This window comes from uncultured Sulfitobacter sp. (assembly GCF_947497275.1).
In the GTDB taxonomy this organism is placed as follows: Bacteria; Pseudomonadota; Alphaproteobacteria; order Rhodobacterales; family Rhodobacteraceae; genus Sulfitobacter.
On the sequence record NZ_CANMFS010000011.1, the window covers coordinates 10911 to 34759 of the forward strand.

22 protein-coding genes are annotated in these 23849 nt (G+C 61.0%); 7 read left to right on the forward strand and 15 right to left on the reverse strand.

The window, feature by feature from the left end; all coding sequences use genetic code 11:
- Window positions 1-29: 29 nt before the first annotated feature.
- The 3 genes from Q1A06_RS17765 to Q1A06_RS17775 form a co-directional block, all read right to left on the reverse strand.
- The gene (locus tag Q1A06_RS17765; RefSeq protein WP_299566772.1) at window positions 30-2324 is read right to left on the reverse strand and encodes a glycosyl hydrolase family 28-related protein; all 2295 of its coding nucleotides are present in this window, start codon (window positions 2322-2324) and stop codon (window positions 30-32) included.
- 105 nt (window positions 2325-2429) lie between these two features.
- Window positions 2430-2831, reverse strand: coding sequence for a DUF4864 domain-containing protein (locus Q1A06_RS17770; RefSeq protein ID WP_299566774.1), 402 nt, complete (start codon window positions 2829-2831; stop codon window positions 2430-2432).
- 62 nt (window positions 2832-2893) lie between these two features.
- Entirely contained in the window at window positions 2894-4474 is a 1581-nt protein-coding gene (locus tag Q1A06_RS17775) for a lysine--tRNA ligase (RefSeq protein ID WP_299566776.1), read from the reverse strand.
- Window positions 4475-4593: 119 nt separating this feature from the next.
- On the opposite strand from Q1A06_RS17775, the gene Q1A06_RS17780 reads away from it, so the two are divergent.
- A complete protein-coding gene (locus Q1A06_RS17780; protein ID WP_299566778.1) occupies window positions 4594-5016 on the forward strand; it encodes a tellurite resistance TerB family protein in 423 nt (140 codons plus the stop codon).
- Between the two features lie 97 nt (window positions 5017-5113).
- Here Q1A06_RS17780 and dacB read toward each other — a convergent pair whose 3' ends face one another.
- Window positions 5114-6607, reverse strand: coding sequence for a D-alanyl-D-alanine carboxypeptidase/D-alanyl-D-alanine-endopeptidase (gene dacB / locus Q1A06_RS17785; protein ID WP_299566780.1), 1494 nt, complete (start codon window positions 6605-6607; stop codon window positions 5114-5116).
- Between the two features lie 90 nt (window positions 6608-6697).
- Here dacB and Q1A06_RS17790 point away from each other — a divergent pair, with 90 nt between their 5' ends.
- Window positions 6698-7522: a DMT family transporter gene (locus tag Q1A06_RS17790; RefSeq protein ID WP_299566782.1), complete on the forward strand. Its 825-nt coding sequence runs from the start codon at window positions 6698-6700 to the stop codon at window positions 7520-7522.
- Here Q1A06_RS17790 and Q1A06_RS17795 read toward each other — a convergent pair.
- Window positions 7505-8116 (reverse strand): nicotinate-nucleotide adenylyltransferase, encoded by a 612-nt coding sequence (locus tag Q1A06_RS17795; protein ID WP_299566784.1) that lies wholly within the window; start codon window positions 8114-8116, stop codon window positions 7505-7507. The genes Q1A06_RS17790 and Q1A06_RS17795 overlap by 18 nt on opposite strands.
- A 188-nt stretch (window positions 8117-8304) precedes the next feature.
- Here Q1A06_RS17795 and ettA point away from each other — a divergent pair, with 188 nt between their 5' ends.
- Window positions 8305-9960 carry an energy-dependent translational throttle protein EttA gene (ettA, locus tag Q1A06_RS17800; RefSeq protein WP_299566786.1) on the forward strand — a complete coding sequence of 552 codons (1656 nt, stop codon included), beginning with the start codon at window positions 8305-8307 and terminating at the stop codon, window positions 9958-9960.
- A 74-nt stretch (window positions 9961-10034) separates the two neighbouring features.
- Here the strand turns inward: ettA and Q1A06_RS17805 are convergent, their stop codons facing one another.
- Complete coding sequence (locus Q1A06_RS17805; RefSeq protein ID WP_299566788.1) at window positions 10035-11009, reverse strand: response regulator; 975 nt, start codon at window positions 11007-11009, stop codon at window positions 10035-10037.
- Between the two features lie 397 nt (window positions 11010-11406).
- Between Q1A06_RS17805 and Q1A06_RS17810 the strand changes: the two genes are divergently transcribed.
- Together Q1A06_RS17810 and Q1A06_RS17815 are read left to right on the forward strand one after the other, a co-directional pair.
- Entirely contained in the window at window positions 11407-11613 is a 207-nt protein-coding gene (locus Q1A06_RS17810) for a cold-shock protein (protein ID WP_007117950.1), read from the forward strand.
- 156 nt (window positions 11614-11769) lie between these two features.
- On the forward strand, window positions 11770-12321 hold the full coding sequence (locus Q1A06_RS17815) for a L,D-transpeptidase (protein ID WP_299566790.1): 552 nt from the start codon (window positions 11770-11772) through the stop codon (window positions 12319-12321).
- Between the two features lie 134 nt (window positions 12322-12455).
- On the opposite strand, the gene Q1A06_RS17820 is transcribed toward Q1A06_RS17815, so the two are convergent.
- From Q1A06_RS17820 to Q1A06_RS17845, 6 genes are all read right to left on the reverse strand, one after another.
- Window positions 12456-13445 carry an ABC transporter substrate-binding protein gene (locus Q1A06_RS17820; RefSeq protein WP_299566792.1) on the reverse strand — a complete coding sequence of 330 codons (990 nt, stop codon included), beginning with the start codon at window positions 13443-13445 and terminating at the stop codon, window positions 12456-12458.
- A gap of 52 nt (window positions 13446-13497) precedes the next feature.
- Window positions 13498-14340: an ABC transporter permease gene (locus tag Q1A06_RS17825; protein ID WP_299566794.1), complete on the reverse strand. Its 843-nt coding sequence runs from the start codon at window positions 14338-14340 to the stop codon at window positions 13498-13500.
- The gene (locus Q1A06_RS17830; protein WP_299566796.1) at window positions 14337-15257 is read right to left on the reverse strand and encodes an ABC transporter permease subunit; all 921 of its coding nucleotides are present in this window, start codon (window positions 15255-15257) and stop codon (window positions 14337-14339) included. The genes Q1A06_RS17825 and Q1A06_RS17830 overlap by 4 nt, the downstream gene beginning before the upstream one ends.
- 63 nt (window positions 15258-15320) lie before the next feature.
- Entirely contained in the window at window positions 15321-16097 is a 777-nt protein-coding gene (locus Q1A06_RS17835) for an ABC transporter ATP-binding protein (protein WP_299566798.1), read from the reverse strand.
- 190 nt (window positions 16098-16287) lie between these two features.
- Window positions 16288-17748, reverse strand: a complete 1461-nt coding sequence (gene hydA / locus Q1A06_RS17840) for a dihydropyrimidinase (protein WP_299566800.1) — start codon at window positions 17746-17748, stop codon at window positions 16288-16290.
- A gap of 88 nt (window positions 17749-17836) precedes the next feature.
- Window positions 17837-19087 carry a Zn-dependent hydrolase gene (locus Q1A06_RS17845; protein WP_299566802.1) on the reverse strand — a complete coding sequence of 417 codons (1251 nt, stop codon included), beginning with the start codon at window positions 19085-19087 and terminating at the stop codon, window positions 17837-17839.
- 167 nt (window positions 19088-19254) lie between these two features.
- Between Q1A06_RS17845 and Q1A06_RS17850 the strand changes: the two genes are divergently transcribed.
- Together Q1A06_RS17850 and Q1A06_RS17855 are read left to right on the forward strand one after the other, a co-directional pair.
- Entirely contained in the window at window positions 19255-19869 is a 615-nt protein-coding gene (locus tag Q1A06_RS17850) for a TetR family transcriptional regulator C-terminal domain-containing protein (RefSeq protein ID WP_299566804.1), read from the forward strand.
- Window positions 19870-19982: 113 nt separating this feature from the next.
- A complete protein-coding gene (locus tag Q1A06_RS17855) occupies window positions 19983-20360 on the forward strand; it encodes a hypothetical protein (RefSeq protein WP_299566806.1) in 378 nt (125 codons plus the stop codon).
- On the opposite strand, the gene preA is transcribed toward Q1A06_RS17855, so the two are convergent.
- From preA to Q1A06_RS17870, 3 genes are read right to left on the reverse strand one after another with little or no spacing between them, the layout of a single operon-like run.
- Window positions 20361-21665 (reverse strand): NAD-dependent dihydropyrimidine dehydrogenase subunit PreA, encoded by a 1305-nt coding sequence (gene preA / locus Q1A06_RS17860; RefSeq protein ID WP_299566808.1) that lies wholly within the window; start codon window positions 21663-21665, stop codon window positions 20361-20363.
- Window positions 21666-21678: 13 nt separating this feature from the next.
- Entirely contained in the window at window positions 21679-22464 is a 786-nt protein-coding gene (locus Q1A06_RS17865; protein WP_299566809.1) for a DNA-formamidopyrimidine glycosylase family protein, read from the reverse strand.
- Window positions 22457-23788, reverse strand: coding sequence for an NAD(P)-dependent oxidoreductase (locus Q1A06_RS17870; RefSeq protein WP_299566811.1), 1332 nt, complete (start codon window positions 23786-23788; stop codon window positions 22457-22459). The genes Q1A06_RS17865 and Q1A06_RS17870 overlap by 8 nt, the downstream gene beginning before the upstream one ends.
- Window positions 23789-23849: the final 61 nt, after the last annotated feature.

Here is a 23849-nt window from a genome sequence, read left to right on the forward strand (position 1 = left end):
CCCGACGCAAGACGCCGGGGCCGGAAAGGTCACACCAGATCGTTGTCCATCCGCACCGTTACGCCGATCTTGCCCTTCACCGGCGTGTTCCACACGACGTGAACCCGATCCGAATTCGGCCCCTGCTGCGCCCGCACGAACGGATTGCTGAACACCAGCGCATTATTGGTATTGCGCACCCCGCCGCGCACGACCACCGCATCAACACTCAGCGACCGCGCCCCGAACGGCAGACCGGTCCCCGTATCGACAACCCATGTCTGTTCGTGTGAATTCTCCGTGTGTTCGATGTGCAGCGGGCTGGCAACAGGCTGCGCCACACCAAAGAACGCGTTCCCCTCAAAACGGATGTTGCGCATCCTGCTGTAATCGAGGTCTGCGATACTGGTGTCCACATGCTCTGCGCGGTTGATGAATCCGTTGATGCTGCGGAACTGGTTGCCGGTGACATTCAACCCGGTGATGAAATGGTCCGCGCCGTAAGGTTTGATCACGAGATAGCTGAAGCTCGGTTCGACCTCGCCCGACAGGAACACGTTGCTGGTGATCTCCATTGCGCTGAACGAATATCCGCTGGTGAAACGCGGCGAGGGGTCACGCTCGTTCGTCCACTCGAAATAGGCGTTGTCACAGTAGTTCCCGGAAAAGATGCAGGACGCATAGGCCTCCGACAGAACCACCCCGGCCGAGCGTATCCCGTTCTCAACGGTGTCGCCCTGAAAGAAGTGATTTCCCGTCAGCAGGTGGTTCTTGCCCGACAGCACGGCAAAATGCTTGAATCGTGTCGCCCGGTTCTGCCGTATCTTGGCATCGTTGGCATTGACGTTCATCGCGATGCTGCTGCGCTGCGCCACGCCCAGCGAATCCTCGTTCGACAGGAAATTGCACCCCTCTACAAACATCCCCTGACAGCCGCCGCCCATCGACGTGATACCACGGTCCTTCGGTGTCGTGATAAAGCAATCCCGCACCGTAAAAATCGTCCCTGCGTTCGCCAGCATGATGCCGCTACAGACCGCCGAACACTGAAACTCGATATCGCGCAGCACGAATTTGCTCAGGACCTCGAAGCCGCTGAAATCAAGAATGTATTTGTAGCGCCGAAAGGTGAAGTTCTGCGTACCGGCGGCATCGTAGAGCGGGGCGTTCATCGTCAGCTCGCCGCGCGCCACGCTTTTGCCGCGCACATAGATCTCGCGCCCGACGCCCGCACCGCTGACCCGCGACCCGATCGGGATGTTCGCGACATTGGCCACATTGGTAAGCGTGCGCGGATTGTCCGGATCGTACGTCGCCTGGGCGTTGATCGTCGTCGTGGCCCAATCCCCGTCCGACAGCGCGAGAAGCTGACCGTTGTGGATCACCCGCCGCGTCGCATAGCGCGTCAGATCCGGCACCGCCGCCTTCATATCCACCGGCCCGGTCAGCGCCACCTTGCGGCCGCCCAGATCCAGAGAATCGTGATCGGAGTTGTTCAGCAGCGCCTGGAATGCCTTGCGAAACGCCAGTTCTTCGTTGCCGAATGCGCTGATATAGTTGGGCAGATCGTAATTCTGCCGCAGCAACAGCACCGCCGCTGTCGGCATTGTCACCGTGCCCGTGAAATGCGTCGGCGCATCGAAGGTCACGCTTCCGTTCAGCCGGAAAACACCATCGGGGATGAAGACGGTGCGGCCGTTCGCGGCAGAGTTCGCCGCCTCGAACGCTGCCGTGTCATCTGTCGTGCCGTCCCCAATGGCACCGTAGTCGCGCACGTCGACTGTCGCCACGGCATCGCCGAGAAACACCGACGAGATGTCATTGATCTCGATATCGTCCACCCGGACGACCCCGCCATTCTGGCCGATCAGGTCGATGCCGAAATGGCCATAATCCGCAGACGCACCCCAAACCATGTCAACGCCGGTCCGGTTGCCGATGCCGACAATCGCGCTGACTTCGACAACTTCGCCATAGCTGGTCAGTGGCACGGTATTGCCGACCGTGCTCACACCCGGTACTGCGCTTCCGTTCGCCCGCGCTGCATAGGCGGCAATACGAACGCTGGGAAGGTTGCCGCTGACCGCCTTGATCCGCACCTTGATCTGCAAATAGCAGCCCGGAATGATCGGTGTCTCGCCTTTATAGCGCAGGCGCTGCGTGTTTTGTGTTTTCTGAATCTCGAGCGCACCGCCGAAATCCTGATCCGCCGGCACATAGGCGCCGCTTCCAGATGTGGCATAGCTTGGCGAGCCCGGCGTGCCATCCCCGCTCGAGTATACGTTCAGCCCCTCCGAATAGGGGGTCGGCGTGAATGTGATGCCGTCGGTGATCGCCTTGTTCATATCATATCCCTTTGCGCTTCTCCGGCGCAGGTGCCGGAACAGGATTGGGAAATATCAACGTGCGGTTAAAGTGCCGCTATGGCACCGTCACGGTGGCGTTGCGCCTCAGACGGCGGCGCCCGGTGCATCGAGGATCTGAACACCACTGATCCGCCAGCCCGCATCGGTCTGCTCCATGCGGTATTCCAGGACGTGAAACGCGCCCTTCTGATCGGTAATCATCACCCTCTGCCACCACACCCCGCCTTCTTGGCGCAGATCAAGGTATTGCACCCGCGCCGGCCGCCATACCATCGGATAGCCCTGCGTGACCATTTGACCGAAGTTTTCGGGGGTCTGGAAAAACCGCTGAAGCGTCGGGCTGGCGAAGTCGAAAGCCGTGGCGAAATCATCTGCCTTGAACGCCTCGAACTGCCGATTGATCGTGTCCGTGATCTCGGCGCCCTGCCCGAACGCGCTCGCCGTTCCTGCAAGGCAAAACGCCGCTGCCTGAAGCATTGTTCTCATCGCGCAACTCCCATTGTCCGACCCACCTGATGCTAAGGCACGCCGGACAAAGGGCAAGAGTTTCACGCCGTGATCAGCTTTCCGGCCAACGCGTCGTCGATCAACGCGATAGTCTCGTCGACGCCATACAGTGCGATGAACCCGCCAAAGCGCGGCCCCTGGCTGGCCCCCAGCAGCACCTCATACAGGGCCGTGAACCAATCGCGCAGCGGTTCGAACCGCTCGCGCCCGCAAGCGAAGACTTCGGATTGCAGCGCCTCGGCGTCCAGCCCGCCCTTCCAGGCGACCAGCCGCGCACGCAGGTCCTCCAGCGCCTCGCGCTCCAAATCGCCAGGCGCACGGTACTGCTTTTTCGGCTTCACAAAATCGTTGAAATACCGCACCGCATATCCGGCGGCGGCGTCCATGCCGGGGTTGCTTTCGGGTGTCGCATCCGGCGCGTAGCGTTGTATAAATCCCCAAAGCTGCGATTTATCCTGCGCCGACGACACGGACGCAAGGTTGAGCAGCATCGAAAACGGTACCACCATGTCCGACTGCGGCACGTCACCGCCGTGGATATGCCACACCGGATTGTTAAGCTGCGCCTTGATGTCTTGCGTGTGATAGGCGCGCAACTGCTGGTCGTATTCATCCATCGCCTTGGGGATGACATCGAAATACATCCGTTTCGCCGTCTTGGGTTTGAGATACATGAAATACGACAGCGATTCTGTGCTGGCGTAGGTCAGCCATTCGTCGATCGTCAGGCCATTGCCAGAGGATTTCGAGATTTTCTGACCGTTCTCGTCGAGGAACAGCTCGTAGGTGAAATGCTCGGGCGCCTTGGCACCGAGGATCCGACAGATTGCGTCGTAGATCGGGGTGTTGGTCGAGTGGTCCTTACCGTACATTTCGAAATCGACGCCAAGTGCCGCCCACCGCGCACCGAAATCGGGCTTCCACTGCAACTTCACATGTCCGCCAGTGACCGGCAGCGTCATTTCCTCCCCCTCGGGCGTGTCGAAGGTGATCGTGCCTTTTTCCGCATTTACCTCTTTCATCGGCACATACATGACACGCCTTGTTTCAGGGTGGATCGGCAGGAAGATGGAATAGGTTTGCCGCCGCTCCTCGCGCAATGATTTGAGCATGACCTCCATGATCTCGTCGTATTTTTCCGCCGCGCGCAACAGGATCTCGTCGAATCGCCCATCGCCGTAGAAATCCTTGGCGGAGATGAATTCATATTCGAACCCGAACGTATCGAGGAACCGCCGCAGCATGGCGTTGTTGTGATGGCCGAAGCTTTCGTATTTGCCGAACGGATCGGGCACCGATGTCAGCGGCTTGTGCAGATGCGCCGCCAGCGCCTCTGTATCCGGCACGTTCGACGGCACCTTGCGCATTCCGTCCAGATCGTCGGAGAAACAGATGAGCTTGGTCGGAATATCGCTGATCTCTTCGAAGGCGCGGCGGATCATCGTGGTGCGCGCAACCTCGCCGAACGTGCCGATGTGCGGCAGCCCCGATGGGCCATAGCCGGTTTCGAACAGCACGAAACCCTTTTCGGGCGGTTTCGACTGATAGCGTTTCAGTACCCGGCGCGCCTCTTCAAAGGGCCACGCCTTGCTCTGCATCGCTGCATCCCGCGTCTCAGTCATGTCAAACTTCCCGAAGATAACTGCCCGCGCCCCAGCGCGCAGGTGAGGGTCGTCTATTGCGTCACCCTGTTGGCGTCAATAATCTGCACGGTATCACCGCACGCCCAAAGGATCACCCGATGACAGATGACACCTCATTTTCGCTCAGCGCACAGGATTGCCTCGTTGCCGTCATGGTCGCCGTTTCCGCATCGGACGAGAACATCGGCACGACGGAACTGATCAAGATACAGGCCGCCGTGAACCTGTTGCCGATTTTCGCGGAATTCGACGTGGACCGGATCAAGACGGTCAGCCAGATGGTATTCGATCTGTTCGAACAGGAAGATGGGCTCGACGCGCTCTTCGGCCTCGTGCGCAATGCCTTGCCCGAACGATTGCATGAGACCGCCTATGCGCTGGCCTGCGATGTAGCAGCGGCGGACGGCAGGCTTGAGGAAACCGAACTGCGCCTGCTCGAAGAGATGCGCTATGAGCTGACGATCGACCGGCTGCATGCTGCAGCGATCGAACGGGGCGCCAGGGCGCGACATCTGACGTAACGCGGACTGATCAGGCCAGCCAGGGGGCCAGCCCCCATCGTCCTGACGGGCGATTCCCCCGGGATATTTTCGGCCAAAAGAAATAGGGGGGCATGGCTCAAGCGCCGTAGAGCACGCCCCACCGTTCGAGCAACGCTTGCTGCATGCGTTTGGCGCGACCATTCCAGGCCTTGCCTCCCGGAGGCCCCTCGCGTTCCGCGCGGCTGATCGTGGCGCGGATGTCCTGGTCTGCGGCGAAGATCGCGAAGGCCATCACGGTGCCGTCCGGCGACGTCAGGTAGCCTGCGAGGGCGGAGACGAAATTGAGCGTGCCGGTTTTGGCATCCACCTTGATCGGGTGATCTTTCACGACACGGTATTTTTCGTCACGCAATGCGATCGGCTTGAGGATCTCGCGCAGGCCACTGCCGTGCACCTTTACCAGTGCCGTAACCATGTCCGCAGCGGTCAGACGGCTATCGTCGCCGAGGCCCGAATGATCGACCAGAGCCACGCTTTGCATGCCGAGCGAGTGTCTGGCCCAAGCGTTCATGGCATCTGCGGAGGCGCGCAGGCTGTCCGGTTTTCCATCGCGCGCCCTGGTCGCGGCCAGGCCGACCATTTCGGCGGTCAGATTGGTCGACCATTTCAGCATGTCGCGCAGGATCCGACGCAGATCGGCACTTTGGTGGCGCACAAGCGTCTCGCCCTTGGGCAGGGATTCCACCAGTTCGGGGGCTTTGAGCCTGATGCCGTGCGAACCGGCAACGCTGGCAAATACTTCGCCGGCGTAGAGACCCGGCTTGCGCACCGGAAGCCATCGTGCCCCGCCGCTGCCCAACGCACCACGCGCGACGGTCCAGACATCTACGCCGCCTTGATCTTCGTAGGTGTACACGGGCGCGGCCCGGTCGCGCAGCTGCATGGCGGCCATCCGAACGGCGGGTCTGTATCTGGCGGACCGGCCTTCCATCGTAACGCTGTATTTTCCGTTCGCGCGTTTCCATTCAAAATGCACCCGGTTGTAATTAAGCGCCAGCCCCGAAACGCCGGGATTGTAGCCGACCTGATCGGGTTGTTCGGGATCGATCCGGGGCATTGTGGGCAACGCACCTTCGTAGATCTTGAACCCGCCCTTCACGCCGATGATCCCCGCCGCCTTGAGATCGGCGGCCATACCGGCCAGCGTGTCCGTATCAAGCGTCGGGTCACCGCCGCCGACGAGCACAAGATCGCCCTCGATTTCGCCGTTCACGACACCGCCGGTGGCAAACAGGCGGGTCTCGAAACGATGTTCCGCACCGAGGGCGTCCAGTGCGTACAGCGCCGTCAGTGCCTTGGCGACGCTGGCGGGCGGTCTGGCGATCTCTGAGCTGTGCGTTTCGAGCGGCAGGCCCGTCGCGGCATCGGCGACAGCGAAAGAGACTTTACCCGCCAACCGTGCGTCCGAGAGTATCTCATCGACACTGCGCACCGCGCGTTTGAAAAAATCCTCCCCGCGCAGAACGGGGCGCAGCGATGCTTCCGGGGGCGCGGCGTGCGCCGCGCGCGCGGCGACAAGGCCAGCGGCGGCAGTCGTCAGAAAGCGGCGTCTTGAAAAACTGTTCTTCATGGCCAAGAGGTATCGCATGATCCCCCTCGACGACAAGGGCCGTAAAAACGGGGATTACCTCCCGCACCATCAAGTGATAGCCACTGCCGGATGCGCCGCGCCGTTTTCATCATGTTCGTCGCCATGTCGCTGATCCCTGCGGGGGACAGCGCGGGAAAGGTGCTGACGCAACAGCTTGGTGTTGCGCCGCTTTTCGTGGCGTGGTCGCGCTTTGCCGTCGGGGCGGTGATCGTCCTTCCCTTCGTGCCGCGCGGTGCCTGGCGACTTCTGCGCGACTGGCGGATCTGGGTCCGCGCCGCGACGCTCGCCGCAGGGATCAGCGCGATACAGACGGCCCTGCGCACCGAACAGATCGCGACCGTCTTCGCCGCGTTCTTCATCGGACCGTTGATGAGCTATGTGCTGGCCGCCGTCTTCCTGCGCGAGACCGTGACACGATTACGATCAGCATTGATCCTGGTTGGCTTTCTCGGGGTCTTGATCGTGGTACGTCCCGGCATGGGGGCAAGTGCCGGTCTGCTTTGGGCGGTGCTCGCAGGGGTCTGTTACGGCGTGTTTCTGACCATGTCCCGCTGGCTTGGCCATCTCGGCAGCCCCTTGTCGCTAACCTTTACGCAGCTTGTGATCGCGGCGATCCTGTTGCTGCCTCTGGGCCTTGCCAATGCACCGCCCGCGACAGCGACGGTGGCGGGTCTGGCAAGCCTGTCCGCGCTGTGCTCGATGCTGGGCAACCTGTTGTTGCTGTTCGCCTATGCCCATGCGCCCGCCACGCGACTGGCGCCACTGGTCTATTTTCAACTGATTGCAGCTGTCGGGCTGGGATGGCTGGTGTTCGGCGATCTGCCGGATATCTGGACGTGGACCGGGCTGGTTGTCATCCTTGGCGCGGGCATCGCCTCAACCCGCCTGCGATGACCAACCGCCCGCAGCGCGGATTGCGGACGAGGATACATCCATCATCGGAACGTTGACAAAGCACCACGCCGGTGGATCCGCGCGGGCCAGCAACTGACTTGCCCGCGCCGGGACGCGGTCGCGGGCATAAACCGACGCGGCCTTGCTCATCCGCGCCGAAATCCGCTGCCCCGGTCGCGCGAGAATACCCAAGGGCACCCGGTGCATAATGCCGCGCCAATCCTGCCACATGTGGAACTGGGCCAGATTGTCAGCCCCCATCAGCCACACGAACCGCCGTCCGGGGTACAGCCGCTGGATATGGCGCAGCGTTTCGGCTGTGTATCTGGTGCCCAGCCGCGCCTCGATATCCGTTACTGTCACGCGCGGGTGGTTCATGACGCAACGCGCATGGATCAGGCGCTCCTGCATCGGTGCGGGTCCGTGTGTTTTCAGCGGGTTACCGGGGCTGACAAGCCACCATACCGCATCCAGCCCGAACCGTTTGAGCGCCTCGCGGGTGATATGGGCGTGACCTGCATGGGCCGGATCGAAAGACCCGCCCAGCAGGCCAATCGTCTGGCCGCGGGCCGCGAATGGCAAATCATAGCGCAAAACGAAAATCGGCCCCTGAGGTTGTTCAGGGGCAGAAGGGACTGTCTTTGCAGCCGTTTGTCAATCTGACATCCAAAGACCGCTGACCGGACCGGCAACGACCCGGCGCGGCAGACGCACCACGTTGATCTTGCCCGCACCGGCAGATATGGCAGTCCAAACCCTGACACGCGCGAGGATTCTCTGCCATGGCCGCTTATCAATACGTCTATCACATGCAAGGCGTCTCCAAGACCTATCCCGGGGGCAAGAAGTGCTTTGAAAACATCCACCTGAATTTCCTGCCCGGCGTCAAGATCGGCGTCGTCGGTGTCAACGGCGCGGGTAAATCCACGCTGATGAAGATCATGGCGGGAATCGACAAGGATTTCACCGGCGAGGCCTGGGTCGCCGAGGGCGCGAAGGTCGGCTATCTGCCGCAGGAGCCAAAGCTGGATCCGGCACTTACGGTGCGCGAAAACGTCATGTTGGGTGTGGCCGAAAAAAAGGCGATCCTTGATCGCTACAACGAACTGGCGATGAACTACTCGGATGAAACGGCCGACGAAATGGCCGCGTTGCAAGACCAGATCGATGCTGAGAACTTGTGGGATCTCGACAGCCAGATCGACGTGTCGCTCGAAGCCTTGCGCTGCCCGCCCGACGATGCCGACGTGTCCAAGTTGTCAGGCGGCGAGGCGCGCCGTGTGGCGCTGTGCAAACTGCTGCTCGAAGCGCCCGAAATGTTGCTGCTCGACGAGCCGACCAACCACCTTGATGCGGAAACCATCGCATGGCTGCAACAGCACCTGATGGCGTACAAGGGAACGATCCTGATCGTCACCCACGACCGCTACTTCCTCGACGACATCACCAGCTGGATTCTCGAACTGGACCGCGGTCGCGGCATCCCGAACGAGGGTAATTATTCCGACTGGCTGGAGCAGAAGGCCAAGCGTCTTGCGCAGGAAACACGCGAGGACAAATCGCGCCAGAAAACACTGGAGCGCGAATTGGAATGGATGCGGCAGGGGGCCAAGGCCCGCCAGTCGAAATCAAAGGCACGGATCAAGTCCTACAACGAGATGGCCGATCAATCCGAGCGTGAAAAGCTCGCCAACGCCCAGATCGTCATTCCCAACGGTCAGCGTCTTGGCAATAAGGTGATCGACGTGGAAGGGCTGACCAAGGCGATGGGCGACAAGCTGCTCGTCGAAAACCTGGACTTTTCCTTGCCACCCGGTGGCATCGTCGGCGTTATCGGCCCCAACGGCGCCGGCAAATCGACGTTGTTCAAAATGCTGACCGGTCAGGAAAAACCGGATGCCGGCACCATCGAAGTGGGCGAAACGGTCGATCTGTCCTACGTCGACCAATCGCGCGACGATCTGAACGCTGATGACAACGTCTGGCAAGCGATCACCGGCGGCGCCGAGCTGATCGCGCTCGGCGATGCCGAAGTCAATTCGCGCGCCTATTGCTCGTCCTTCAATTTCAAGGGCAGCGACCAGCAAAAGAAAGTGGGCTTGCTGTCGGGCGGGGAGCGCAACCGCGTGCACATGGCCCGGCTGCTGAAATCGGGCGGCAACGTCCTGCTGCTTGACGAGCCGACGAACGATCTCGATGTCGAAACGCTCCGCGCGCTCGAAGATGCGCTGGTCGATTTTGCCGGATGCGCTGTCGTCATTTCGCACGACCGTTTCTTCCTCGACCGGATCTGCACGCATATTCTCGCCTTCGAGGGCGAGGCGCATGTGGAATGGTTCGAAGGCAACTTCGAGGATTACGAAGAGGACAAGAAACGCCGGTTGGGCGCCGACGCTCTGGAACCAAAACGCCTCAAGCACAAGAAGTTCGCGCGCTGATACACTTTGGACGAACACCAAGGGCGGCCACAGCGGGCCGCCCTTTTCAATGAACAACCGGCACGGCCTTCGCGTTATCGCGCCTTGATCCGCTTGGACAACTTGGTAAACAGATTATCCACTTCATCGGGATCGCTTTGCGCCCGCAAATCCGCTTGTCCGTGGACACCGCGCAACGCTGTCGCCGCGGATTTTCCGGACCAAAGCCGTTGGTGGCCCATTTGTTCAACGGTAAATGGCACGTTAGCCTCAAGACCGGTCGCATGCGCATCCCAATTCTCATCAAGCGCCTGCTGCAACCCCGCCATCATCTCGGTGAGGTTCAGACGTTCGCGCCGGTAAGCCACCGCCACGATCACGCCCCGTCCCGCATGGGCAAACCGAATGGTGTCGGTGTCGATGGCACAGGACAGCGCCGCCCCAAAGCCCTCCACGATCTCGCGGAACTGCGCCGGCGTCGTACTGCGGTAAAGCGCAACAGCCTCGTCAATCCGCACGCAAAACAGCGTCATCGCATAAAGCGCATCCCCCTTGCGCAAAAGGTTATTTTCGAGAGCGAGAAGCGGTTGAGCACCGTTTGCCGACCCAAGGGTAAAAGGCTCGTCGAACGAAATTGCAGAACGCCGGCTGAGTTCGGTCATTTCATGGCGCGCAATCTGTTCGCGGCGCAGGCTTTCGCTCAGCATCGCAGCCATGTTGACGCGCGTACCCAGTTCAAGACCGTCGAACGGTTTCTGCACGAAATCAGTTGCACCTGCCGCGAACGCCCGTGCCATCATATCGTGCGCCCGGCTCGACGTCATCATGATGATCGGCGTCGCGCGGTATTCCTTTCGACCCCGAATTTGCCGGCACAGTTCGATTCCATTCGTTTCATACAGCAAGATATCCAGCAGAAATGCGTCAAAAGGCGTCTGCGTCCAGTCCAGCACCTCGAAAGCTTCCTCCGCGCTCGACGCGAAGGTCACATCGCCGAAACCGCTCGTCTCAAGCGCCGTCCGCAAAAGATCAAGGATCAGCGGGTCATCATCGACAGCCAGAATTCTCATTTTCTCGTTCCTCGTTACCGTTCCGCACACGGATAGCGCGAAAAATATCTTCACAGGACATTGGCCCTCAAAAGTGGCCGGGCCGTGGCGTAAATGGGGTCAATCCGGTCGATCCATGGGGTATTTCAGGGTCGAATAGTCCTGAAAGGGCCTTGCAAACATGGTGATCCAACGAAAAACAGCGTTGTTTCTGCAGGTCTGAGCGTTCCTCCGCCGAATTGACGCCACGCCTTTCACACCTCTTGTACGAATCGTTGCAAGCTGCCATATCGACCTAGCAGACGTTATTCTATTTCGACCCACTGTCTCCCGTAAGCGGCGCTCAGTCTTCGATCTACGACCGACTACGCCAAGCCATCGCACTCTCGCGGATGGCACCTATTGAGGAGACTACGGAATGGCTACTGGCACCGTAAAATGGTTCAACACTACCAAAGGCTTCGGCTTTATCGCACCCGATGGCGGCAGCAAAGACGTGTTCGTGCACATCTCTGCCGTTGAGCGCGCAGGCCTGACAGGTCTGGCCGACAACCAGAAAGTGACTTTCGACATCGAAGCAGGCCGTGATGGCCGCGAATCTGCGACAAACATCGCACTTGCGTAAGTTTTGATACGGCGCTCAGGGTGACCTGAATGCCGCAGAACACGAATTTTTGACCGGCCTTTCTGTTAGGAATGGCCGGTTTTTTCGTTCCGGGCTTGATATAGGCTTCGGATTTGCGACATTAGAAACAATTCAATTTGTTAGAAGGAGCGTCCCATGCGCCGCCGTACATTCATTGCAAGCACCCTGGCTGCCGCCGCGCTGCCTCAATTCGTTTCCGCACAAACCGCCGCGTTTGACCCGACGCCTCAGGTTGTCCGGATCAAGCAGTCATATGCGCCCGGTCAGTTGCTGATTCTGCCGCGCAGCTATTACCTTTACTACGTCACCGCACCCGGCCAGGCGATGCGCTATGGCGTGGGTGTCGGCAAGGCCGGATTGGAATTCACCGGCACCGCCACGATCTCGGTCAAGAAAGAGTGGCCCACATGGCGCCCCACCGACGATATGATCGAACGCGACCCATCCGCGTACAGCCGTTTCATCGGCAACACCGAAGCCCAGCCGGGCGGCCCGAGCAATCCGCTGGGCGCGCGGGCGCTTTATCTCTTTCAGGGCGGCAAAGACACGTATTTCCGCATTCACGGCACCACCGCACCGCAGTCCATTGGCCGCTCTGTGTCCAGCGGTTGCATCCGGATGCTGAACGAGCACGTCAAGGACCTGTACGAGCGCGTGCCGATCGGCACCAAAGTGACCGTTCTTTAAGACCGGATTGTTCGAACGCAATCGGGGCTGGTGGCAACGCCGGCCCTTTTTGTTTTCCAGTCACCGAATGTCATGAAAAAGGGCCGGTGTTTGCACACCGGCCCGATCCCTCCTGAGACGCTGTCAGACGCGCGTCAGTTCAGCGCCTTGTCCGTAATCACGCTGGTCCATGCGCCCTCTGGCTGCCTGGAGATCACCGGATCGGACCCGCCCGCCAGCAGGGTGTCCACCGTCCGCTGAAAATCGGCCTCGTCCAGCGCGCCGTTCGACCCGGCGGTCAGCTTGGCGATCTCGTTCATCATCCGCACCTGCGCCGCCTCGTTCTGTGCGCCGGTCTCGTCGTATTCCAGAACGATGCCAGCTGCTTCTTCCGGATTCTCCTCGGCGTACTTCCAGCCCTTCATCGACGCCCGTACGAACCGCACCATCTTGTCCTCGAACACCGGATCGGCAAGGTTTTCTTCCAGCACATAGATGCCGTCCTCCAACGTCGCGACGCCCTGCTCTTCGTATTTGAAGGTAATCAGCTCATCCGGATTCACCCCCGCATCAAGGACCTGACCGTATTCGTTGTAGGTCATCGTCGAGATGCAATCGGCCTCACGCTGCAACAGCGGATCGACGTTGAAACCCTGCTTGAGCACGGTCACGCCATCCTCGCCGCCATCGGTGGAAATCCCTTCCTGGCTCATCCAGCTCAGGAACGGGTACTCGTTGCCAAAGAACCATACGCCGATGGTCTTACCCTTGAAATCCTCGACAGTGCTGATCCCGGTATCCTTCCAGCAGGTCAGCATCAAACCGGATGTCTTGAACGGTTGCGCGATGTTGACCACCGGCAGTCCCTTTTCGCGCGCGGCAAGCGCCGACGGCATCCAGTTCAGCATCGCATCCGCGCCACCGCCCGCCAGCACCTGCGGCGGCGCGATGTCCGGCCCCCCGGCCAGAACAGTCACGTTCAGCCCTTCTTCCTCGTAGAACCCTTTTTCAAGGGCGACGTAATACCCCGCGAATTGTGCCTGCGTGACCCATTGCAGCTGCAGTGTCACCTCGTTGGCGTCCGCAAACACCGGTCCCGTTGCCATCGTCGCGGCACAGGCCGCCGCCATCATCAGTTTCTTCATTTTGACCTCCAAGTCGGTTGGTTGTGTCTTCTGCCCCGTTTGCGGGGTCATTTCATCTTTGCGACGGATGCCAGAACGTCACCCGCTTCTCCGCCAGCGTCATCAGACCATAAAGCGCGCTGCCCGCCAGCGCCGCAACGACAATCTCCGCCCATACCATGTCCAGCGCAAGCTGGCCAAAGCTCGTCGAGATCCGAAACCCCATCCCCACGGTCGGAGAGCCGAAAAATTCAGCAACGATCGCCCCGATCAGCGCCAGTGTCGTACCGATTTTCAAACCATTGAAAATGAACGGCATCGCGGCGGGCAGGCGCAGCTTCAAGAGCGTCGGCCAATAACCTGCGCCATAGGTCCGCATCAGATCCCGCTGCATGACCGTCGTATCCTTCAGCCCCGCGACCGTGTTCACCAGAATTGGAAAAAATACCATCACCGCCACAACGGCCGCCTTCGATTCCCAATCGCTGCCCAGCCATTTGACAAAAATAGGTGCCGTGCCAACAATCGGAAGCGCCGCCATAAAGCTGCCCACCGGCAGGATGCCCCGTGTCAAGAAATCCGACCGGTCCGCAATCACCGCCACAACCAATGCCGCCCCCGCGCCAATCACATACCCGCTCAGCGCCCCTTTCAGGATCGTCTGCCGGAAATCCGCCCACAAGATCGCGCCCTCGCCGCTCATTCGCGAAATCACCGAGGACGGCGCGGGCAGGATCACCGGATTCACCCCGAAGCCACGCACCAGCAGCTCCCACACGATCAGGATCGTGATGCCGAAAATCAGCGGAATTGCCAATTTCACGGCCATCTGCTCCGACCCCGGCCCATTGGCAAGCCGCACGTTCAACCACCAGCCCAGCGCCCAGAGGACACATGCAAGAACCACCATCATCATGTCGCCTGCATCCCCATCCTGCGCAGCGTGATCCGCTCGATCAGGCCAAACAGCCCGACCAGTGCCGCCGCCGTCAGCGCCGCCGCGAACAGCGCCGCCCAGGACACAAGCGGTTGCCCGTATTGATCGCCCACCAGCATCCGCGCACCAAATCCCGCCCGCGCGCCGGTCGGCAATTCGGCGACGATGGTACCCACCAGCGACGCCGAGATCCCGATCTTAAACGAAGCAAACAAATAGGGCGCCGAGGCCGGAAGCCGCAAAGACCAGAACCCCTGCGACTTCGACGCATTGTACGTGCGCAGCAGATCAAGCTGCATAGCATCGGGGCTGCGCAGACCTTTGACCATTCCCACGACGACCGGAAAAAACGAAAGATACGCCGCGATGATGGATTTGGGGAACAGCCCCTGTACGCCCATTGATCCCAACACCACAATCACCATCGGCGCCAGCGCAAGGATCGGAATGGTCTGGCTCACGATCGCCCAGGGCATCACGGACCGGTCCATCACCCGGCTGTAAACGATCCCGACAGCCAGCAATACCCCAAGCCCCGTCCCGATCACAAACCCCAACAGCGTCGGCGCCAGCGTCACCCAGCCATGATACACCAGTGAACGCTTCGAGGTGATCCTCTGGCCGATGATCGTGTCGTACATCTCCTTCGCCACCTGTTGCGGCGCGGGCAGGCGCGGACGATTGAAATCATAAGTCAGCGGTATCAGATCCGGATTCTTCACCGCGAGCGCAATGCCGCTGACCTCCTGACGCGCAATCGGCGTGTCCGGCATCACAACCGCCCCGTCGCGCTGTGCCTGATCGGCGACCAGATGCATGTTCATCGGGATCACCGCCAGCAGCCAGAACCCGATTATCGCCGCGATGACGCTCAGTACCGGAACCACAGACTTCACAGAAACATCCCCCTGCGGGAGGGTGGGCGGGATGTCGCCGCGGGCGCATGTCGCACAGCCGCCTCAGTCATCCGCATGCCCCGCGCGCAGCCCTTCCCGCACGCGGTGCGCAATCTCCAGAAACTCCGCCGTATCGCGAATATCGAGCGGTCGCGCACGCGGCAACGGGCTGTCGATGACATCGGTGATCCGCCCCGGTCGCGGGCTCATCACTACGATCTTCGTGCTCAAATACACCGCCTCCGGGATCGAATGGGTGACAAACGCGATGGTCTTGCCGGTCCGGTCCCATAGCTTGAGCAGCTGTTCATTGAGGTGGTCACGCACAATCTCGTCGAGCGCGCCGAATGGCTCGTCCATGAGTAAAATATCCGCATCGAACGACAGCGCCCGCGCGATGGACGCACGCTGTTGCATCCCCCCCGATAGCTGCCAGGGAAATTTCTTCTCGAATCCACCCAATTCGACCAACTCGAGCACCCGCGCCACACGCTCCGCCTGCTCCGCCTTCGGAATCCCCATAATTTCCAGCGGCAGCCGGATGTTGCCGCCAATCGTGCGCCAGGGATAAAGCCCCGCCGCCTGAAACACATAGCCATAGCTGCGCGATTTGCGGGCCTCGGCGGGAGACACGCCATTCACGGTAATCCCCCCGCCCGTCGGCTGCTCCAGATCCGCCATCACCCGCAGGAAAGTGGTCTTGCCACAGCCCGACGGCCCAATAAAACTGACGAAATCCCCCGCTGCGATGTCCAGATCCACGCCCTTGAGCGCATGAACCGGGCCATCGTTGGTCTGGAACGTCAAATCCAGATCACTGGCGCTGATAACCGCGCTCATGCCTCGGTACACCAAACAGGCAGGACCGCGTCGTTGTCACCATCTGCGCCGGCATGCGCGTCCGATCTGCTACGGCACGACTCATCACCTGCCAGCCACTCACCTCGATCCCGCACGAACATACCCGCGTTTGCACCCGCGCCACTGATCCGCGCCAATCCGTTCTCCGTCTGAAAATTCATGCGCGCACTCAAATCCCCGCCGGAATGTTCAACGGATCGCGTTTGATCATCTTCGGCGCATTCAGCTCTTTCCACTTGCTCAAAGCCACATTCGCCGACGGGAACGCCGGTCGCGGAATGAACTTGCCGCGCCCCGGATTGGGCTGGCTGTTCTGCCCCCAAGCCCAGATCACCTCGCCCCGGCTCAGCGTAAACCGGCTCTGCGCGCGCACCTCGAACCCCTCGAACACGTTGTAATCCAGCACCGAATGGTGGTTCGCCGGCGAGATCGTCTTGCTGATCTTCGGATCCCAGACAACAATATCCGCATCCGCCCCCTCCACGATCGCCCCCTTGCGTGGATAGATGTTCAGAATCTTCGCCACATTGGTCGAGGTCGCCGCCACGAACTCGTTCATCGTCAAACGCCCGGTTTCCACCCCTTCGGTCCACAGCACCGCCAGACGCTCCTCCAACCCGTTCGATCCGTTGGGGATGATCCTGAAATCATCGCGCCCCGCCCGCTTCTGCTCGGTCGAGAACGCCGCGTGATCCGTCGCGACCACCTGCAACGATCCCGCCTGCAACCCGGCCCAAAGGCTGTCCTGATGATCCTTCGACCGGAACGGCGGCGACATCACCCGCCGCGCCGCATGGTCCCAGTCCTTGTTGAAATACTCGCCCTCGTCGAGCGTCAGAAACTGGATCAGCGGCTCGCCATACACCCGCATCCCCTTTTGCCGCGCCCGCCGGATCGCCTCGTGGGTCTGCTCGCAAGACACGTGCACGATGTAGAGCGGCACGCCGGCAGTATCGGCAATCGTGATCGCCCTGTTCGCCGCTTCCCCCTCCAGTTCCGGCGGACGCGAAAACGCATGACCCTCCGGCCCGGTGATGCCTTCGTCGAAATATTTCTGCTGCAACTCGGCCACCAGATCGCCGTTCTCCGCGTGCACCATCGGCAACGCACCCAACTCCGCACAGCGCTTGAACGAGGCGAACATCTCGTCGTCCTCGATCATCAAGGCACCCTTGTAGGCCATGAAATGCTTGAACGAGTTGACGCCCATGTCCACGGCGTCCTTCATTTCGTTAAAGACATCCTCGTCCCACCCGGTGATCGCCATGTGATAGCCGACGTCCGAACAGATCTGCGGCGCGCTCTTGCGGTGCCATTCATTGATCGCATTCTTGATCGACCCATCTGCCCCCGGCAGACAGAAATCGACGATCATCGTCGTCCCGCCGCAGGCTGCCGCCCATGTCCCGCTTTCAAAAGTCTCCGCCGCCGTGGTCCCCATGAACGGCATTTCCAGATGCGTATGCGGATCAATCCCGCCGGGGATCACATACGCCCCCTCTGCATCAATATACTCGTCACCCTTCAGGTCCTCGCCGATGCGCACGATCTTCTCACCCTCGATCAGCACATCCGCTTTCCATGTCCGGTCCGCCGTAACGACCGTTCCACCCTTGATCACCTTGCTCATGCCATATCTCCCAGTCTATTTTCTTTGGCCTTAAATATCCCGGGGTCTGGGGCTGGCCCCAGTCCGGCAAGGACCTCCTGCACAGAGTTCACCCGACAATCTCCGCCGTCTCCACAACGGCATGCATCAGAACATCCGCGCCCGCCATCGCCCATTCCTTCGTGATTTCTTCCGCTTCATTGTGGCTCAGCCCGTCCACACAAGGACACATCACCATCGCCGTGGGTGCCACGCGATTGATCCAACAGGCATCGTGGCCTGCCCCCGAAATCAGATCCATGTGACTGTATCCCAACCGCTCCGCCGCGCTGCGTACCGCTGTCACGCATCCCTCATCAAAGGCCACGGGATCAAACCCGCCCACCTTCTCGAATTCAACCTTCAGCTCCATCTCATCGGCGATCTTCTCGCCTTCCACACGCAGGCGCGCCTCCATATCCTCGATCACGCTCAATTCGGGCGACCGGAAATCAACCGTGAAAACCACCTTGCCGGGGATCACATTGCGCGAGTTCGGATAGACGTCGATATGCCCCGCGGCACCCACCGCGTGCGGCGCATGGCTCCAGGCGATTTCGTCCACCTTGTCCAATATCCGCGCCATGCCAAGGCCCGCGTTCCTGCGCATCGGCATCGGCGTCGATCCCGTGTGCGCATCCTTGCCCGTTACCGTCACCTGCGTCCAGCTAAGCCCCTGCCCGTGCGTGACAACACCGATACCCTTGCCCTCCGCCTCCAGAATCGGCCCCTGTTCGATGTGCAGCTCGAAAAACGCATGCATCTTGCGCGCGCCGGTCTCTTCCTCGCCGCGCCAGCCGATCCGGTTCAGCTCATCACCGAACGATTTGCCTTCGGCATCGGTCTTCGCATAGGCCCAGTCCTGCGTGTGAATGCCTGCGAACACACCCGACGACAACATCGCAGGCGCGTACCGGGTGCCTTCCTCATTGGTGAAATTCGTCACCACGATCGGATGTTTCGTCCTGATGCCCAGATCGTTAAGCGTGCGCAAAATTTCCAGCCCGCCCAGAACGCCGAGCACGCCGTCGTACTTGCCCCCCGTCGGCTGGGTGTCGAGATGGCTGCCCACATAAACCGGCAGCGCCTCGGGATCCGTGCCTTCACGGCGCGCGAACATATTGCCCATCTGGTCGAGCCCCATGCTACATCCCGCCTCCTCGCACCAGCGCTGGAACAACGCCCGGCCTTCGGCGTCCGCATCCGTCAGCGTCTGGCGGTTGTTGCCGCCCGCCACGCCGGGACCGATCTTGGCCATCTCCATCAGGCTGTCCCAAAGACGGTCAGGGTTGGTTTTCAGGTTCTGTCCGGGCGCTGGCATCAGGGGATCCTCTGCTGTCGAATAATCTTGCGTTCAGGCGATCAAATTTTTACCATTTGGTAAAGTCACGATTGCGGCTCGCCGGGTATCTGTCAAGAACTGCGTGAAAAAGATGCAATGCCCGATTTCCCAGGTGCCTCATTTGCGGGCAGACATTCGGAGGCCGCGTGCCACAGACCACACCAAAGAAGAAAAGCCGCATCCAGACCCGCAACAGACATCTGATTCTGGATGCCGCGCTCGACGTATTCTCCCGTGACGGCTTTGGCGGCGCAACCCTCGATGCCATCGCCAGAACCGCCGGGCTGAGCAAGCCGAACCTGCTCTATTACTTTGACGGTAAAACGGAAATCTACGTCACCCTGCTGAGTCAGCTGATGGAGACTTGGCTCGATCCGCTGGTCGAACTGGATTCAAACGGCGATCCGGTCGAAGAGCTTCTGGGCTACGTCCGGCGCAAGCTGGACATGTCGATGGATCTGCCGCGCGAAAGCAGGCTCTTCGCCGGGGAGATCATCAAAGGCGCACCGCAGATGAAACCGCGCCTCGAAAGTGACCTCAAGCCGCTCTTCGACGAGAAATGCGCCGCCATTCAGGTCTGGATCAACGAGGGCAGGCTCGCGCCCGTCGATCCGGCGCATCTGCTGTTTTCGATCTGGTCGACGACGCAGCACTATGCTGATTTCGAAGCGCAGATTGCCGTTCTGCTCGAAGGTAGCGCGGCGACTCCACGCGCCGCACGCCATCTCGAACAGATGTACCGGCAGCTTCTGACCCCTTGAGATTCCGTTAAAATCCCGCGCAACAAATCCGGTACGTTAAGACGCTGTAAAGGGTTGGGGCAGAGGATGATCACCGGGTGGCGGGCGTTTCGACTTTCTCGAAAGGAACGTTCATGCCGTTTTCCACTCCCCTACCCGTGGTATCGGGTATCCCCACAACCGGTCCGGCCAGCCAAACGCAGGCAACAACTACCGTGCTCGCGCCGACGTTAACGGTCACGACGATGGGTGCCAGTGGCAAAAGCAGCGGCGGCATGGCCTCGGGCGGCAGCGACGATCAGGCGCGCGCCAGCTTCGAGCAGCAGGCCGCCGCCCGCACCCGCCGAACACTCCCGCAGCCAAGCGGCGCCGTCTCCGCCTCCGTCGTCGATGCGCAGGTCGCGGATGACAAACCGCCGTTGCAGATCCACAACCCCTTCGACGAGGTCGCGCCGCCGGATCCCTTGCCGACGGCGCCCATTCTCAAACATCTCTCGGACGAAAGGGCCTGATCACTCCGCTGCGGTGGCCGACGGGTTGTTCGGGTGCGTCGTCCAGTTTGCGTATGTCTCCTCGACAACCCTGCCGGTGCGCGGATCGGTCGTGCCGGGTGCCATCTGCACCATCGTGATGCAATTCTCCACCGGGCACACCTCGACGCACAGGTTGCAGGCGACGCATTCCTCGTCGATGACGGTAAAGGTGCGGTCCTCCGACATGGCAATGGCCTGGTGCGAGGTATCTTCGCAAGCCGCGTAGCACCTGCCGCAGCTGATGCAATCGTCCTGATTGATCGACGCCTTGGAGATGTAATTCAGATTGAGATACTGCCAGTCGGTCGTGTTTGGCACCGCCGCGCCCATGAAATCACTGATCGAGCGGTGGCCCTTTTCATCCATCCACTCGCTCAGGCCCGAAATCATCTCCTGCACCACCTTGAAGCCATAGGTCATCGCCGCCGTACACACCTGTACATTGCCACAGCCCAGCGTGATGTATTCCGCCGCGTCGCGCCATGTGGTCACGCCACCGATGCCGCTGATCGGCATTCCCGCCGTCGCGGGCGCGCGCGCGATCTCGCTGACCATGCTCAATGCGATGGGTTTGACTGCCGGGCCGCAATAACCGCCATGCGTCCCCTTGCCGTCAATCGAAGGGTGCGGCGACATGCTGTCCAGATCGACCGAGACGATGGAATTGATCGTGTTGATCAGGCTCACCGCATCCGCCCCGCCACGCCGCGCAGCTTCCGCCGGTTTGCGCACGTCGGTGATGTTCGGCGTCAGCTTCACGATAACCGGTTTCGAATAATATTGCTTGCACCAACGCGTGACCATCTCGATGTATTCCGGCACCTGCCCCACAGCCGCGCCCATGCCACGTTCGCTCATGCCGTGCGGACAACCGAAGTTCAGCTCGATCCCGTCCGCACCCGTCGCCTCGACGCGGGGCAGGATGTCCTTCCACGCCTGCTCCTCGCAGGGCACCATGATGCTGACGATCATCGCGCGGTCCGGATAATCCGCCTTCACACGCGTGATCTCATCCAGGTTGGTCTGCAAATCGCGGTCGGTGATCAGCTCGATATTGTTGAGGCCCAGCACCCGCCGGTCCGCCCCGTGGATCACCCCGTAGCGCGGCCCGTTGACGTTGACCACGGGAGGCCCTTCGGAACCGAGCGTCTTCCACACCACCCCGCCCCAGCCCGCCTCAAAGGCGCGGCGGACGTTGTATTCCTTGTCCGTCGGCGGCGCGGAAGCCAGCCAGAAAGGGTTGGGGCTCTTGATGCCCAGAAATTCTGTCGTCAGATCAGCCATTGTCAGCTCTCCCTTAAGCGGTCGTTTGATGGCCGGCACAGAAGTAGGAACTTCGCCCGCCCACGGTTTTCTTCTCGATCGTGCCATCGCAGCGGGTGCAGTCGTCACCGGCATTGCGGTGATGGATAAGCCAGTCGTCCGGAAGTCTCGAATAGTTGGCCCCCGTGTCCACGACCGCCTGCAGGATATCGCGGGACGCCCTGTGCAGGTCGCCGATCCGCGCCGTATCCAGATCGCAAGCCCGCGTTTCGGGGTCTATGCCAGTCCGGTACAGCGTCTCATCCGCCCAGAGGTTGCCGATCCCGGCGAGTTTCCTTTGGCTGAGCAGCGCGGATTTCACGGCGCCCCGCGTGCCGCCGATCGCCTTTACGAACGCGTTGTCACCGATACGCAGCGCATCCGGACCCAAGCCCTTGTCCTCGACAAACGCGTCCACATCTTCGACCAGCTCGATATGGCCGAACTTGCGCGGATCGCGGAAATGCAGCCGGTGTTCGCCCTCGAAGACGACTGTAAAGCGGATGTACCGGGGCAGATCCTCCCCGGCCTCGCAAACCCGGATCGATCCCGACATGCCCAGATGAATATGAAGCCACGGACCCTCGACCGAGCCTACGAATATGTACTTCCCGTGCCGGTGCGTTCGCGTGAACTGCGTACCGATCAGTCGGGCACACGCTTCCGCGTCCGGCAGATCCATATGGCTGACCTCGCCCAGCTCGAATCCTTCGATCGTGCGGTTCAGCGCGCCATCGGCAATCCGCCGGCGCGCCGCCTCCGCTTCGGGCAGCTCAGGCATTGCCGCCGGTCAGGGCGGCATGAATATCCATCGCCGAATCGCGCCCCTCGGCCACGGCCGTCACCGTCAGGTCATCGCCGCCGCTGGCACAATCGCCCCCGGCCCATACGCCCTCGACCGATGTGCGCCCCGTGCCGTCCACCTTGATCTTGCGGTGCTCCAGCGCGGGCAAATGATCCCCCTCAAGCGTTTGGCCGATGGCACGGAACACCTGATCCGCAGCAAGGCGCAGGGTGTCACCGGTGGGCATCATGTCGGCATCGACGTAATCGAACTCGATCTCGCGCACGGACCCGTTGCCGTGCACGGCCCTGGGCACCGCGTGCGTCACGATCCGCACGCCCTTGGACGCCGCAAGATCCTGCTCAAAGGGGCTCGCGTTCATGCGCTCGCGCCCCCGGCGGTACACCAGCGTCACGTTCAGCGCGCCCAGAAGCTTGGCCTGAACCGCTGCGTCCACCGCCGTCATGCCGCCGCCGATCACCACGACGTCGCGGCCCACCGGCACGGCCGCCATGTCGCGCGCCTGGCGCAGGTCGGCAATGAAATCAACGGCGTCCAGCACGCCTGCCTTATCCGCGCCACTCGCATCCAGCGCATTGACACCGCCCAGCCCCACGCCAAGGAAAACCGCGTCATGATCGCCGCGCAGCTCGTCCAGGGTGATGTCACGGCTCAATGCGGATCCGTTCCGGATCGTGATGCCTCCGATCCCGAGCAGCCAATCGACCTCCTCCTGCGCGAAACCATCGGGCGTCTTGTACGCCGCAATGCCATATTCGTTCAGACCGCCCGGCTTGGGCCGTGCGTCGTAGACCGTAACCGTGTGGCCCAACATCGCCAGCCTGTGCGCCGCACTCAGCCCCGCAGGCCCCGCGCCGACAACCGCGACATGCTTACCGGTCTCGGCTGCGCGTTCGAACGGATGAATGCCCTGTTTCTGCAGATGATCCGTCGCATAGCGTTGCAGCTGTCCGATCAGCACGGGCTTGCCCTCGGCAGCCTCGCGCACGCAGGCCTGTTCGCACAATTGTTCGGTCGGGCACACGCGGGCGCACATGCCACCAAGGATGTTCTGGGTCAGGATCGTTTTGGCCGCCGCATCCGGCGTGCCGGTCGCGATCTGTCGGATGAACAGCGGGATGTCGATGTCTGTCGGACACGCCGTGATACAAGGCGCGTCATGGCAGAAATAGCACCGGTCCGCCGCCACATGGGCTTCGTGGATGTCCAGGGCCGGATGCAAATCCGAAAAATGGGTGTCGTAGACCTCCGCAGAAAGCCGCCCAGCCTGCACTCCTGCCTCGTAAATCTTGTCTGCCATGCGTGGCTCCTCTGCCAAATCCGTCCCCTGATGGGAAAACGCTGGCACAGGTCCATTTTTT